At 66.0% G+C, this 14,696-nt stretch carries 13 protein-coding genes; 2 read left to right on the top strand and 11 right to left on the bottom strand.

The features are described 5' to 3' along the window. Positions 1-47: 47 nt before the first annotated feature. The gene (locus ASD55_RS13265) at positions 48-1,655 is read left to right on the top strand and encodes a choline dehydrogenase (protein WP_056766780.1); all 1,608 of its coding nucleotides are present in this window, start codon (positions 48-50) and stop codon (positions 1,653-1,655) included. Here ASD55_RS13265 and ASD55_RS13260 read toward each other — a convergent pair. Together ASD55_RS13260 and ASD55_RS13255 are read right to left on the bottom strand one after the other, a co-directional pair. Continuing rightward, complete coding sequence (locus ASD55_RS13260; protein WP_056766779.1) at positions 1,640-3,583, bottom strand: M48 family metallopeptidase; 1,944 nt, start codon at positions 3,581-3,583, stop codon at positions 1,640-1,642. The genes ASD55_RS13265 and ASD55_RS13260 overlap by 16 nt on opposite strands. A 48-nt stretch (positions 3,584-3,631) precedes the next feature. Then, entirely contained in the window at positions 3,632-4,219 is a 588-nt protein-coding gene (locus ASD55_RS13255; RefSeq protein ID WP_056716280.1) for a LemA family protein, read from the bottom strand. A 55-nt stretch (positions 4,220-4,274) separates the two neighbouring features. Between ASD55_RS13255 and ASD55_RS13250 the strand changes: the two genes are divergently transcribed. Further along, positions 4,275-5,591: a serine hydrolase domain-containing protein gene (locus ASD55_RS13250; protein WP_056766777.1), complete on the top strand. Its 1,317-nt coding sequence runs from the start codon at positions 4,275-4,277 to the stop codon at positions 5,589-5,591. 233 nt (positions 5,592-5,824) lie between these two features. On the opposite strand, the gene ASD55_RS18485 is transcribed toward ASD55_RS13250, so the two are convergent. The 9 genes from ASD55_RS18485 to ASD55_RS13215 all read right to left on the bottom strand — a co-directional run bounded on the left by ASD55_RS18485 (position 5,825) and on the right by ASD55_RS13215 (position 14,588). After that, on the bottom strand, positions 5,825-5,971 hold the full coding sequence (locus ASD55_RS18485) for a hypothetical protein (RefSeq protein ID WP_157599004.1): 147 nt from the start codon (positions 5,969-5,971) through the stop codon (positions 5,825-5,827). 14 nt (positions 5,972-5,985) lie between these two features. Beyond that, positions 5,986-7,029 carry an energy transducer TonB gene (locus tag ASD55_RS13245; protein ID WP_056766775.1) on the bottom strand — a complete coding sequence of 348 codons (1,044 nt, stop codon included), beginning with the start codon at positions 7,027-7,029 and terminating at the stop codon, positions 5,986-5,988. A 358-nt stretch (positions 7,030-7,387) separates the two neighbouring features. Beyond that, positions 7,388-7,939, bottom strand: coding sequence for a met regulon transcriptional regulator MetJ (gene metJ, locus ASD55_RS18940; protein ID WP_082542781.1), 552 nt, complete (start codon positions 7,937-7,939; stop codon positions 7,388-7,390). 53 nt (positions 7,940-7,992) lie between these two features. Then, positions 7,993-8,484 carry a hypothetical protein gene (locus ASD55_RS18480; RefSeq protein WP_157599003.1) on the bottom strand — a complete coding sequence of 164 codons (492 nt, stop codon included), beginning with the start codon at positions 8,482-8,484 and terminating at the stop codon, positions 7,993-7,995. A gap of 186 nt (positions 8,485-8,670) precedes the next feature. Next, on the bottom strand, positions 8,671-9,066 hold the full coding sequence (gene gcvH / locus ASD55_RS13235; protein WP_056717402.1) for a glycine cleavage system protein GcvH: 396 nt from the start codon (positions 9,064-9,066) through the stop codon (positions 8,671-8,673). A 99-nt stretch (positions 9,067-9,165) separates the two neighbouring features. Next, entirely contained in the window at positions 9,166-10,266 is a 1,101-nt protein-coding gene (gene gcvT, locus ASD55_RS13230) for a glycine cleavage system aminomethyltransferase GcvT (RefSeq protein WP_056717401.1), read from the bottom strand. 82 nt (positions 10,267-10,348) lie between these two features. Beyond that, on the bottom strand, positions 10,349-12,196 hold the full coding sequence (gene cysC, locus ASD55_RS13225) for an adenylyl-sulfate kinase (protein WP_056766773.1): 1,848 nt from the start codon (positions 12,194-12,196) through the stop codon (positions 10,349-10,351). Continuing rightward, positions 12,196-13,113 carry a sulfate adenylyltransferase subunit CysD gene (gene cysD, locus ASD55_RS13220; protein WP_056766772.1) on the bottom strand — a complete coding sequence of 306 codons (918 nt, stop codon included), beginning with the start codon at positions 13,111-13,113 and terminating at the stop codon, positions 12,196-12,198. The genes cysC and cysD overlap by 1 nt, the downstream gene beginning before the upstream one ends. A gap of 77 nt (positions 13,114-13,190) precedes the next feature. Then, complete coding sequence (locus tag ASD55_RS13215; protein ID WP_056717398.1) at positions 13,191-14,588, bottom strand: amidase; 1,398 nt, start codon at positions 14,586-14,588, stop codon at positions 13,191-13,193. Positions 14,589-14,696 lie beyond the last annotated feature (108 nt).

Here is a 14,696-nt window from a genome sequence, read left to right as displayed (position 1 = left end):
GCAAGCCTAGCACGCGACCATGTCCACTCTTCGGGGGCAGCAGATTGATGAATCGCCATGACTACATCATCGTCGGCGCCGGCTCGGCCGGCTGCGTGCTGGCCAACCGGCTCAGCGCCAATCCGGCCACGCGCGTGCTGCTGCTGGAGGCGGGCCCGACCGACTGGAACCCGTTGATCCACATGCCCGCCGGCATCGCGCGGCTGGCCAACAATCGCCGCCTCAACTGGAACTACCGCACCGAAGCGGAGCCTGCGCTCAACCAGCGCCGACTGTGGTGGCCGCGCGGCAGGACGCTGGGCGGTTCCAGCTCGATCAACGCGATGTGCTACATCCGCGGGGTCGCCGCCGATTACGACGAATGGGTCCGGGTCACTGGCGACCCGCGCTGGTCGTGGAACGAGGTGCTGCCCTGGTTCGTGCGCAGCGAAGACAACAGCCGCGGCGAAAGCCCGTTGCACGGCATGCACGGTCCGCTCGGCGTATCCGATCTTCGCCACGTCAACCCGTTGTCACGGGTGCTGATCGAGGCGACCGCCAGTGCGGGGCATCCGCGCAACGACGATTTCAATGGTGTCGGCCAGGCCGGCTTCGGCTTGTACCAGGTCACCCAGCGTGACGGCGCCCGCTGCTCGACGGCGGCGGCGTTCCTGAAACCGGTGCGCAGTCGCGCCAATCTGCAGGTACGCACGGGCGCGCTGGTCGAGCGCGTGCTGATCGAAAATGGCCGCGCCGTCGGCGTGCAGTTGCGCCGCGGCCGGCACGGAACGGAACGGATCGAGGGCGGCGAGGTGATCCTCGCCGCGGGCGCGATCAACTCGTCGCAATTACTGATGCTGTCGGGACTGGGCCCGGCCGATCACCTGCGCGACCACGGCATCGCGGTGCAGGCGGACCTGCCCGGCGTCGGCGGCAACCTGCAGGACCATCTGGACATCTGCACGCTCGATGGCAATGCGACCCGGATCAGCTACGACCACCTCAACGAACTGTCCGCGGGCCTGCGCTGGCTGCGCCACCGCGACGGACCGGGCAGCTCCAACGTGGCCGAGGCCGGCGGTTTCGTGCGCAGCCGCTTCGCCGGCGACGAGCGTTGCGACCTGCAGTTCCATTTCGTGCCGGCACTGCTCGACGATCACGGCCGCCACCGCCTGCCCGGCTATGGCTATACGCTGCACGCCTGTTACTTGCACCCGCGCAGCCGCGGCCGGTTGCGCCTGCACTCGGCTGATCCGGCGCAACCGATCGCGATCCACGCGAACTACCTGGGCGACCCGGAAGGCCATGACCTGAAGCTGATGATCGAGGCCGCGCGGCTGTCGCGCGAGATCCTGGACCAGCCCGCGTTCGCGCCCCATCGTGGCGCCCCGGTGTTTCCCGAACGCCGCATCGACACCGACGCCGAATACACCGACTTCATCCGGCGCAAGGCGGAGACCATCTATCACCCGGTCGGTACCTGCCGCATGGGCAACGACGATCACGCGGTGGTCGACAGCGAATTGCGCGTGCGCGGGATCGACGGCCTGCGCGTGGTCGATGCCTCGGTGATGCCGGCGCTTCCCACCGGCAACACCAATGCGCCCACGATCATGATCGCTGAGCGGGCAAGTGCGTTGTTGGCGGGAAGCGGCGCGAATCAGACAGCGGCCTGATTCACCTCGTCACCGAGCGGCACCGGACAGTGCAGGCTGGCGCAGATCACGCGCAGCAGTTCGGCTTCTTCCACGCTGACCAGGTCGTCGGCGTTGATTGCCGCCACGAGAGCCTGGATCACCAGCTCCTTGGCGATCGGCAGGAGGTCGTCCAGATCATCCAGCGCGCGCTCGAACGGCGCCTGCCAGGCCGCTGGCGGCGGCGTCCATTCGATCGCCTCGCCGGGGAAAACGCTCTGCATCGCCACCAGCCAGGCGCGCCGCGCGCCGGCTTCGTCGGAACAACCGCCCGCAGCAACCACGGCGCAAACCATGATCACGCTGGCGCGGCAAGCCGGCAGCTTCTTCGCACCATAGACCGGCGCTCGTCGGGGCTGCTGCGCCTCGCGCAACTGCAGACGCAGGAGCCGGGCCAGACAATACTCGTTGAGGTCAACCCGGCCATCGGCATTGACCACCGCATTAAGCGTGTTCTGCAAGGTCTGCTGACGCGCCGGCGGCAGCTGCTTCAGCGCGGGAAAGGCCAGCGAGGCCAGCGGCAGCCGGGCAATCGGCGGCAGCTTCGCCACTTCGGCGGCGAAGTTCCGCACCGCCTGATGCACGTCGTCGCCAAAGGCATCGGCAATGATGCGCCGTTGCGACGGCTGCGGTTCGGCCGCCGAGGCGGCCAGCGCCAGCACCACGGCAAGCGCCGGCTCGGGCTGCCGCACGGCTTCCCGCAAGCGGACGGGCAGCGCCTGATGCAATGCGGCGGCGCGCTGGAACTGTCCGCTGGCCGGCATGCCCGCGCTCGCCGGCGCGCCAGCCAGCAGCGCCGGCACGACGGGAGGAATCGCCACTCCGGGAATGACCCCGGCACGCATCGCTGCCACAGCCGGTGCCGATGCCGACAAGGGGCTGGCCGCGGCTCGCATGGCCGCGCGCTGCATCGCCACGCCAATCCGGACCAGTTCCTCTTCGCGAAAGCCCGGCTCCAGTGCACGAATGCGCTGCAGCAGCGGCGGGTGGGTGGCGAACAGCGCATTGAAACGGCCGGCCTCGCCGAACAGCATGTGTGCCACCTCCTGCTTGTTCGCCATCTGCAGGCGCGAGCCATCGCCGAGCGCCGCGATCTTCTTCAGCGCGCCGGCAATGCCGTCGGTCTGGCGGGTGAACTGCACGGCCGAGGCATCGGCCAGCGCCTCGCGCGAACGCGACACCGCAGCCTGGATCAACCGCGCGAAGAAGTAGCCGATGTAGCCGACCACGATCAGCGCCAGCCCGATCAGCACCACCTGCCCGCCACCGCCACGGCGACTGCTGCGGCCGCCGCCGAACCCGATCACCCGACGCCCTGCGATCGCCAGCACCAGGATGCCGAACAGCAGGCCCATCAGCCGGATGTTCAGTCGCATGTCGCCGTTCAGCACATGGCTGAACTCGTGCGCGATTACGCCCTGCAATTCATCGCGGGTGAGCTGGTCCAGGCAACCGCGGGTCACGCACACCGCGGCGTCCGATGCCGAATAGCCCGCGGCAAACGCATTGATGCCGAGCTCGTCCGCCAGCAGGTAGATGTCCGGCACCGGCACGCCGGCTGCAATCGCCACTTCCTCGATCACGTTGCGCAGCTGGCGCAATGCCGGGTCGCGGGCATTGGCGGGGACCACCACCGCACCCACGCGTTCGGCAACCGTCCTCCCGCCGCCGGACAGGCTCCTGATGCGGAACAACGAACTGAGGCCAATGCCGGCGACCACCGCCAGGCTACTGCCTAACAGCAGCGGCAGGTTCGATCGCGCCGACTCGCCGTTCGCCGGATGATGACCCAGCACCAACCACACCACGGCGTCGATCGCCGCCACGATGGCGGCCACCGCCAGCACGAACAGCACGACCAGGCGCCGGCTGCTGCTGCGCACGCGAGCCTGCTGCGCAAAGAAATCCATGGAGACTCCCGGATCTGCGCCGTGGCGTGCGCCACGACGCAGCAGCGATCAGCTGAAGGAAACCTTCGGCACGTCGCGCACGGCGGGGTTCTCGATCTTCAACGATTCGGCGGCAGCGAAACCGAAACTGTTGGCCACGAACGAGGCGGGAAACACTTCACGCTTGTTGTTGTAGGTCAGCACGGAATCGTTGTACGCCTGCCGCGCGAAGGCCACCCGGTTCTCGGTCGAGGTGAGCTCCTCGGATAGCTGCATCATGGTCTGGTTCGCCTTCAGGTCGGGATAGGCCTCCTGCAGCGCGAACAAATGACCCAAAGTCTGTGTCAAAGCATTTTCACTGCTGGCCAGCTGCTGCATCGCAGCCGCGTCACCCGGCTTGGCCTTGGCACCGGCCAGCCCGTTCACCGCCGCGTTGCGCGCCTGCACCACGGCCTCGAGGGTACCCCGCTCGTGGGCGAGGTAACCCTTGGCCGTCTCGACCAGGTTCGGTATCAGGTCATGTCGGCGCGTCAGTTGCACGTCAATCTGCGCGAACGCGTTCTTGTAGCCGTTGCGCGAAGTCACCAGTCCGTTGTAGATCGCCACGAAGTACAAGACAATCAGAACGACGACAATCAGAACAATGATCAGACCCATAGACAAATTCCCCACCCTGAGGCGCATCCCCACGCCGGAACCAGATCAGAATACCATGCAGTTTCATAAGCTCTTCCTGCTGGTCGCAGGCGCTCTCGGGTTGGCCTGTGCGCCGCTTTGCGCGAAGGCAGCGCCCTCTTCCGCCGCACCGGCGCCAGCGCCCACCAGCGTGGGTCAGACGCCGCAGAAGTTGCCGGCGGCACGCGTCAAGCAGACCCTTGCGGACTACCAGCGCTGGCTCAATCGCGTCGCGCAGCGCGATGCGGTAGCCGGACTCGCCACCGCGGTGGTGATCGACGGCAGGGTGGCCTACGAGGGCACGATCGGCTACACCGATGCCACCACGAAGGACCCGGTCACGCCGCAGACCGTGTTCCGCCTGGCATCGCTGTCCAAGGCCTTCGCCACCGCGATGACCGGCCTGCTGGTCGATGACGGCAAGCTCGGCTGGGACACGAAACTGCTCGACGTGCTGCCGTACTTCAAGCTGAAGGACATGCAGGCTGCCGCACGGGCCACCGTCGGCGACATCCTGGGGCAGCGACTGGGGCTGCCGCGAAACACCTACGACAACATGCTCGAAGGCGATACGTCCTACGAGGAGCTGGTGCGCAAGCTGGACGAGGTCGACATGGTCTGCGGCGTCGGTCAGTGCTACGGCTACCAGAACGTCGCCTTCAGCATGATCGGCGACGTGGTACTCGCGCGCACCGGCGACTTCTTCTATCACCAGGTCGACAAGCGCATCTTCTACCCGTTGGGCATGACCACTGCGAGCTATGGACGCGCCGCCCTGGAATCCAGCAAGAGCTGGGCACGGCCGCATCGTGGCAGCAGCCGCGGCTGGATCCCGTTCGATCCGAACGAGACCTACTACCGCGTGGCGCCCGCCGCCGGCGTCAACGCCAGCATCCGCGACATGGAGAAATGGCTGATCGCGCAGATGGGCGGACGCCAGGACGTATTGCCGACCTCGCTGCTCGACGTCCTGCATGCTCCGGGCGTATCCACGCCCAGCGAACTGCACGCCACGCCCTGGCGTCGCGCCCGGCTCACCGATGCCCACTACGCGCTGGGCTGGCGCGTGTACGAATACGGCGGTGAAACCCTGATCTATCACGCCGGCGCCGTAGCCGGTTACCGCACCATGATCGGTTTCTTCCCGAAGTACCGCGCCGGCGTGGTCACCTTGTGGAACTCCACCGGGCCCACGCCAAGCGGACTGATGCCGATGGTGCTGGACGGCCTGCTCGGCCTGCCACACGTCGACTGGGCCGAAATCGAAGGGCCGGCAAAGGCCGCCGCGCCAACCAGGGCCAGGAAACCGAAGCACAAGCCACGCGCGCGCCATCGGCCGGCACGCAAGCACTGAGAGGTTGTGATTTTTTCAACCTCGAAGCCCGGCCACCGCGAGGGCATGGATGCCCGAGTTGAGGCAACGCAGGAGCGGTTGCGCGATGGCCGGACGCGGATCGGTCACGCAAGTGACTGATTCGCGTGAGCACGTCCGGGCGCGTACCGGACGTGCGATAGAAGAAAACCACAGGAAGTGGTTTTCTTCACAGGCTCTGAGGGCTTGCGGCTTTCGCGGAGGGCGGTACCCGCTCACGCCGTGACCGTGCCCGCCGCGCGAGTGCGCACACCGACTGACTCGCGATGGAAGAAGGCGCGCGCAGCCGCCTTCTTCACGGCCCCGGATTTTTGCTGGTCGAAAAAAAGGCGGCGCGTGCAGAACATGCGCCGCCAGTCCATCGGTCACTTCCGGATCAGAGCTTGAACTCGATCCGCTGCTGCTTGATGCTGGACACCGCCTCACCGTTCTTCATCGCCGGCGTGAAGCGGTAGCGCTCCACGGCATCGATGGCCGCACGGTCGAACACATGGCGCGGCTGCGACTCGAGCACCTTCACGTCACTGGTCTTGCCGTCGGGGTCGACGGTGAACGTGACCACGACCCAACCCTGCTGGCGTGTGCGCATGGCCGCGGTGGGATAGCGTGCCGGAGCGGCCTTCACCAGCACGGCGGCGGTGTTGGCACCGCTCGCGCCGGACTGGTCCGCGCCTGCTGCCGCAGCGCCGGTCGAGTCGGCGGCGTTGGCCGTCGTCGAGGTCGGCTGACTGGCCTGTTGCGCCGTGCGTGCCTGCTGCGCCTTCTGCTGTTCGGCGGCCAGCGCCCTCTGCTGTTCGGCCAGCTGATCGGCCGCAGCCTTGTCCGCCGCCGCCTTCTGCGCAGCGAGCTGCGCCGCCTTCTCCTGGTCGAGGGCCAACTGCTGCTGCTTGTCCAGGGTCTTGCGCTGGGCATCCAGCTTCGAGCGCAGGATGGTCAGCGTGAAGTTCGCCGGATCCGCCTTGGCCAGCAGATCGATCTGGCGCTGGGCTTCGTTGAAGTCACGCGAGTTGATCGCCTGCTCCGCCGAATTGGCAGCGAACGGGAATGTCTCGCGCAAGGCATCCGACGCCACCTTGTTGCCCGGCTCCTTCTCCAGCACGCGCAGGTAGAACTCGAAGGCATTGTTGCCGGCCGGCGCCAGATAGCGCTGCTCGTTCATGGCCGTGCGAGCCTCGGCGAGCAACTGGTTCAAATCCATCGCCGCCACGTTGGCCGGTGGCGGCGCCGCCCGCGTTGCGGTGGAAACCGGCGTGGACGGATGGCCACCCGAGTCGGCCATCACCAGATCCTGGTGCGGCTTGATGATGAGGAACCACGCGCCTACGGCAAGCAGGACAACGATGGCGATGATGGCAATCATGGTGGGGCGAATGGCCCCGCGCGCATGCCGGCGCGTATCTAGTATGTATCGGGTATCCATGGTCTCTCACTGAGTGTCGACAGATACCCGCGCTTTTTCCCCCTGTACACCCAGGAGCGACGAATCCCCCGGATTCACCGCGGCGCGGATGTGCAGAAGGTAACTCCAATGGGACAGCACGGCAAATGGCGCGAATTCCGGACCGCCGGGGAAAGACGCCTCACCCGCCGGCGACTCGCCGGGCGCGGACTCGATGCGGGCCAGCTGGCCCCGCGCCTCCCGCCGGAAACTTTTCCGTCGCCGGAAACGAAGCGTCCCGGCCAGGCCGGGACGAATCTTTCGAAGTGCTCTCCCCGCGCTGGGCACCGCGGGGAGAGAAGTCGATTGCTTGTCTTATTGTTGGGTAACGCGGGTCGGCTTACTTCTTCGCTTTGGCTTTGGCGGTCTTGGTGGCCTTCACCACCTTGGCCGGTGCAGCTTTCTTGGCGGCAGCCTTCTTCGGCGCAGCCTTCTTCGCAACCTTCTTCACGGCAGCTTTCTTGGCAGCAGCCGGCTTCTTGGCAGCAGCCTTCTTGGCGGCCGGCTTCTTGGCGGCAACCTTCTTGGCTGCCGGCTTCTTCGCTACCGGCTTCTTGGCGGCAGCCTTCTTGGCGGCAACCTTCTTCACGGCGGGCTTCTTGGCGGCGGCCTTCTTGGCGGCCGGTTTCTTTGCAGCGGGTTTCTTGGCAGTGGCCATGGTTCGTCTCAGCTCCTCATCAGTTGGCAGTGGTTGCCCAGTAAAAGCGTGCAGGAACGCTTCGACCAACACGTCACTGTTGGTAGCGTGCCGAAGATTGTTCACTTGACGATGCGTGCGCAAATCAGAAAGCCGCCGCAATACATGCAGCGGAATCGAGACAGTGATCTTGCGTACTGCATTCGCCTTTTCACCGTGTTCGACGTACGGCTTGATGAATTTGGTTGTTGCCATAAAACGCATTCCCCGTGATCTGTTGCGAAAGCTATCCCTGAAGATTTCTGGTGTCAATTGATTTCAATCATGAAATCAACCCGCCCGACCGGCCGCGATCCGCCCGGAACCACCGCGCGACGCGGCCTGCGGGGTTTGCATGCATCTTTCAATTGGACGTCCATACTTCCAAACGGATTTTGATCAGAATTTGACCAACACCTTGAAAGCCTTGTCCTGCAAGGCTTTCGCCATTCGCGACGAAAAAATGTTGAAAATCTTCCGCGCGAAAGCGATTCTCTGGCGCGATGCAAAATGGCCACCGCAACACCGTCGCCGACAGATGAACGGAACGCGACTGAAATCATTTTTCCGACTAGCCGAAAGATGGCCCGATCCCGGGTCGGGCAGGCCCGGAATGCATCGTCGACCAGATGATGCGTCCCGACTTCTCCAGGAAGGACGACGTGCGAGCACGCGCTCGCGGACCGATCGATCGTCGCCGCGCTCCGTTCGAAGACTGCGTGACGGAAAATTGCCGGGGAAGATTGCAGCGAAAAATCCACGCGAACTTCCCGACGATTTATCACTGATCCTGCGCTACCCGTCCCGGGAAAGTGCAGCGCGATTGCCTTGCGAAAAGAAGGCTCCGACGCAGCACGGCGAACCATCCCGAGCGGGCAAACCGCTATCGCAAAAACGGCGCCGGCCGCAAAAGCGGCCGGCGGAACATCACTCGACGAGCGAAAGACTCAGTGGTCTTCGTTCTCGACCACATCCTGGTAGTCATTCGCATCCAGCAGTTCGTCGAGCTCGGCACGATCGCTGGGACGCACCAGGAAGATCCAGCCTTCACCGAAGGCATCCTCGTTGATGGTTTCCGGCTTGTCATTGAGCAGCTCGTTGACCTCGACAACCTCGCCCGAGACCGGGGAGTAGATGTCCGAGGCCGCCTTCACCGACTCCACCACGGCAGCGCCGGCGCCAGCCTTCACCGCCGAACCGACTTCGGGCAGCTCGACGTAGACGAGGTCGCCAAGCTGGCCCTGCGCGTGATCGGAGATGCCCACCCGTACCAGGCCGTCGTCTTCGACGCGGGCCCACTCGTGGGATTTGAGAAATTTCAGATCGCCGGGAATCTCGCTCATGATCGGGGTCCACTCGTTGGGTTGGGTTGCAGGCGGTGATTCTAGCCACATCCGCCTGCGGGAAGAATGTGCCGCGAGCGGCACGTGCATGACGACAACCTAGATCCCTTCGCAGGGTTTGCCGTCGCGCACGAAGGGATATTTCACCAGACGCACCGGCACCTCGCGACCGCGGATGTCGACGCGCACGTCACCCGGCGCGCCGGCCGGGATGCGTGCGAACGCCACCGCCTTGTTCAGGGTGGGCGCAAAGCTGCCCGAAAGGATCTCGCCCTCGCCGTTCGCGGTCAGCACCTTCTGGCCGTGACGCAGCACGCCCTTGTCATCCAGCACCAGCCCGACCATTACGCGCGGCACGCCCGCAGCCTTCTGCTGCTCCAGCGCGGCGCGACCGATGAAGTCGCGTCCCTCGTCCAGCGCGATGGTCCAGGCCAGGTTCGCCTCCCACGGCGTGACGGTCTCGTCCATGTCCTGGCCATACAGGTTCATGCCTGCCTCCAGGCGCAAGGTGTCACGCGCGCCGAGGCCGGCCGGCGCGACACCCGCCGCAGCCAGCGCTTCCCACAGGGCGACGGCATGCTCAGCGGGAACCACGATCTCGAAACCGTCCTCGCCGGTGTAACCGGTGCGCGCCACGAACAGTGGCATGCCGTGCGGCCCCTGCGCCGCGGCAGCGGCAAACTTGCCGAGCTTCTCGATGCGCGCGCGATCCACTTCATGCAACAGCCCCAGCACCTTGGCGCGGGCGGCCGGGCCTTGTACCGCGATCATCGCGAACTCGGGACGCTCCTTCACCTGCACCTCGAACGCCTGCGCCTGAAGCTCGATCCAGGCCAGGTCCTTGGCGCGGGTGCCGGCATTGACCACCAGCCGGTAGAACTCGTCGCCCAGGTAATACACGATCAGGTCGTCGATCACGCCGCCACGCTCGTCGAGCATGCAGGAATACAGCGCCTTGCCTTGCACCTTCAGCTTGTCGATGCTGTTGGCCAGCAGGTGGCGAAGGAAGTCGCGGACGCGCGCACCATGCAGATCGATCACGGTCATGTGCGAAACGTCGAACATGCCGGCCTCGCGGCGTACCGCGTGATGCTCCTCGATCTGCGAGCCGTAGTTGATCGGCATGTCCCAGCCACCGAAATCGACCATGCGTGCACCGAGTGCGCGATGGGTGGCATTGAGTACGGTCTTCTCGGTCATTGCGACGCAGCCTTGCGGAGGGGGTGGGCCATTATCCCCGCCAGCACCCGGCAATCCAAGCCGAGTCCCCGTCCCCGCCCGCTCAGTCCAGACCGGGCAGGCTGGCGATGACCTGTTCGGCCAGTGCCTCGGCGCGCCGACCGTCGGCCAGCAGGTGGACTTCCGCCGCCTCGGGTCTTTCGTAGGGTGCATCGATGCCGGTGAAATTGCGGATCGCGCCGGACCGTGCCTTGCGGTACAGGCCCTTGGGGTCGCGTCGCTCACATTCCTCCAGTGAGGCATCCACGAACACCTCGATGAACTCGCCCGGCTCGAACATGTCGCGCGCGGAACGTCGCTCGCCGCGATACGGCGAGATCGCGCTGACCAGCACGATCAGGCCCGCGTCCACCATCAGGTGCGCCACCTCGGCGATGCGCCGGATGTTCTCGACGCGATCTTCCGGGGTGAAACCCAGATCCTTGTTGATGCCATGGCGCACATTGTCGCCGTCGAGCAGATAGGTGTGGCAACCCAATGCATGCAGCCTGCGCTCGACCAGGTTCGCGACGGTCGACTTGCCCGCGCCGGACAGGCCGGTGAACCACAGGCACAACGGCTGCTGCCCCTTGCTGGAGGCGCGCACCTGCTTGTCGATGTCGACATGCTGCCAGTGCACGTTGGCCGAGCGCCGCAGCGCGAAGTCCAGCATGCCGCAGGCCACCGTGGCATTGTTCTGGCGGTCGATCAGGATGAAGCCGCCCAGGGTGCGGTTGTCGGCATAGGTCTCGAACGCGATTTCCTCGTCGAGTCCCAGCGTGCAGCTGCCCACTTCGTTCAACAGCAGCTGTCGCGCCGCCAGTTTCGCCTGGCTGTTGACGTCCACCTTGTGCCTGATCGACATCACCCGGGCACTGACCGTGCGCGTACCGAGCTTCAGCCAATAGTCGCGGTTGGGCAGCAATGGCGCATCGCCCACCCACAGCAGGTGGCAGGCGAACTGGTCGGCCACCTGCGCCGGATGCAGCGCGTCGGCCAGCACGTCACCGCGGATGATGTCGATCTCGCGATCCAGGCACAGCGTCACCGCCTGCCCTTCGCCTGCCTGGGCCAGGTCGCCATCTGCGGTGACGATGCGCGCGACGCGCGCACGCTGCCCGCCGGGCTGCACCACGATCTCGTCGTCGCAGGACACGCGGCCACCGCAGATCGTGCCGGCGTAACCGCGAAAGCTGTGATCCGGCCGGCTCACCCATTGCACCGGCATGCGGAAATCGGCGGCGCGAACGGGCGTGACGTCGGCGAATTCCAGCAAGCCGAGCAGGCTGTCACCGGCATACCAGGGCATGCGCGTCGAACGCGTACCCACGTTGTCGCCACTCAGCGCCGCCACCGGCAGGCAATGCACCTGGTCGATGCCCAGCTCGGCAGCAAGCTCGCGGTAGCTGGCGGCAATCGCCTCGAAGGCTGCCTGGTCGAAGTCGACCAAGTCCATCTTGTTCACCGCCAGCACCAGTTGGCGGATACCCAGCAGCGCGCATATGTAGGTATGTCGCCGGGTCTGCGTCAGCACGCCCTTGCGTGCGTCGACCAGCACCACGGCAAGCTCCGCGTTGGACGCGCCGGTGGCCATGTTGCGGGTGTACTGCTCGTGCCCGGGGCAGTCGGCCACGATGAAGTTGCGCCGCGCGGTATGGAAATAGCGGTAGGCCACATCGATGGTGATGCCCTGCTCGCGCTCCGCATCCAGGCCGTCGGTCAGCAGGGCGAAATCGAGCATGTCGCTGCCGACGCCATGCTGGCGACGGCTGTCCCGTTCCAGCGCGGCCAGCTGGTCGTCCGGCAGCATGCCGGCATCGTAGAGCAGGCGCCCGAGCAGGCTGCTCTTGCCGTCATCGACGCTGCCGCAGGTAATGAAGCGGAGCAGTCCCGGTACGCTGGGCACGGTCATCAGAAATAGCCTTCCTGTTTCTTGCGCTCCATCGAGGCGGAAGCATCCTGGTCGATCACGCGGCCCTGTCGCTCCGAACTGCGCGAATGCGCCATCTCGTCGATGATCTTCGCCAGCGTGTCGGCCAAGGACTCAACCGCACCGGTCAGCGGATAACAGCCGAGCGTGCGGAAGCGCACCTCGCGCATCTGCACCGACTCGCCCTCGCGCAACACGAAGCGTTCGTCGTCGACCATGATCAGCGCGCCATCGCGCTCGACCACCGGCCGGGGTTTGGCGAAATACAGCGGTACGACCTCGATGCCTTCGCGCTCGATGTAATGCCACACGTCCATTTCGGTCCAGTTCGACAGCGGGAACACCCGCACGCTTTCACCCTTGTGGATGTGCGTGTTGAAGGTGTGCCAGAACTCCGGCCGCTGGCTGCGCGGGTCCCAGCGATGCTGGGCGTTGCGGAACGAGAAGATGCGTTCCTTCGCGCGGGATTTCTCCTCGTCGCGGCGGGCGCCGCCGATCGCCGCATCGAAGCCGTGCTGGTTCAGCGCCTGCTTCAGCGCCTGGGTCTTCATCACGTCGGTGTGCACGGTGGCGCCGTGGGTCAGTGGCGAAATGCCCTGGCGCACGCCGTCCTGGTTGATGTGCACCAGCAGGTCGATCTCGCCGGTCGCGGCCAGGCGGTCGCGGAAGGCGATCATCTCGCGGAACTTCCAGGTCGTGTCGACGTGCAGCAACGGCATCGGCGGGCGGCCCGGATGGAACGCCTTGCGCAGCAGGTGCAGCAGCACCGAGGAATCCTTGCCGATCGAATACAGCATCACCGGGTGCCGGAAGGCCGCCTGCACTTCGCGCAGGATGTGGATGCTTTCGGCCTCGAGTTCGTCGAGATGGGATGCGGATGGAGCCGGTACGGATGTCATGCCATCAGACACTGGAGTTTCGCGATGTGGGATCAGGGGCCGCGTCGATGCGACAAGCACCGCATGTTATCCGATCCTCAGGCAAGCACCGGATAGGCCGGGTCGGCATCCAGCGTCGCTGCGCATACTGCCGCCAGTTCCAGCAGGCGCAGATCCGAACCACGCGCACCGACCAGTTGCAGTCCCACCGGCATGCCGTTGGGCAGCGTTCCCATCGGCAGGCTCACCGCGGGGCAACCGGCCAGGCTGGCGAAGCTGGTGAGGTCGGCCTGCGAATCGGGCACCGGGCCGTCCAGCGGGAACGCACCCTGGGGCGTGGTCGGCATGACCAGCACGTCGACCCGGGAAAATAGCCGGCGCATTTTCAGCGTGGCCGCATCCAGCACGCGGTCGGCCGCCGCATAATCCGCCGCGCTCTTGCGGCCGGCGTAGCCGAGCATCTGACGGAAGCGCTCCGATACCGGACGCTCGGTGTTGGCCAGGTCGGCGGCGAAGGTGCCGAGCATCTCCGCCTCCATCAGCAGCAGGCCGGCGCGGCGCGTGCGGGCGAAATCCCAGTCGGCGAAATCCACCGTGCGCCGATCACCCAGCGCATGCGGGAGTTTCGCCAGCGCCGACTCGAACACCTCGATCACCTCCGGCTGCACGCCCACGCCAGCGAGATCCGGCAGCAGGCCGGCGCGCAGGTTGCCCGGCTCCCAGTCCGGCAGGGCGAACGCGACACGCCGACGGCGCGAACGCGCATCGTCGGCGTCGTAGCCGGCCAACACCTGCAGCAGGACGGTCAGGTCGTCGGCGCTGCGCGCCAGCAGGCCGACGGCATCCAGTCGCCGCGCCGCCGGCACCAGGCCACGGGCGGAAATTTCGCCGTGCGTCGGCTTCAATGCATACAGGCCGCAGTAGCTCGCCGGGATGCGGATCGAGCCGAGGCTGTCCGAACCCACCGCGGCCACCGCCAGGCCCGCGGCGACGGCTGCCGCCGCACCGCCGGAAGAGCCGCCGGCGGTGTAGCCGTGCCGATGCGGATTGTGGGTGGCGCCGAAGTGCGGATTGTCGGTGGTGGCACCCAGCGCGCCTTCGTCCATGTTGGTCTTGCCCACCAGCAGCGCGCCGGAAGCACGCAGCCGCGCCACCACGTGGGCATCCTCCTGCACCGGTTTGCCGCGACCGGGGAGACCGACCCGTGTAGGCCAGCCGGCGATGTCGAAGTTGTCCTTCACCGCCAGCGGAATGCCGTCCAGCCGTCCGATCACGCCGTCGCGACGACGCCGGTCGGCCAGGTCCGCCTGATCCTGCAGCAGGCCCGAACGCTGGTCGACATAAGCATGCAGTTCGGGGTCCAGCCGTTCGATCGCCTGCTGGTAGACATCGGCCAGCACCCGCGGCTGCACCCGGCCGGTGGCCAGCCAGTGCAGCAATTGGCAAAGCGAGGCACGACGCAAGTCGAGATCGGCGATCGGCGGCATCGAATTCATGAAGACTCCCTGAGAATGCCCCGATTATCACCGCGTCCCGTGAAGTGAATGCAAGCGGTGGCGCAGCACGCGTTGCCGCGCGGCGCCCGAAACCGGACAATGGTCGCC

The sequence above is a fragment of the Rhodanobacter sp. Root561 genome, from assembly GCF_001427365.1.
GTDB lineage: Bacteria > Pseudomonadota > Gammaproteobacteria > Xanthomonadales > Rhodanobacteraceae > Rhodanobacter.
The sequence above is the reverse complement of the archived record's forward strand: the minus strand, read 5'-3'. Positions and strand labels throughout refer to the sequence as shown.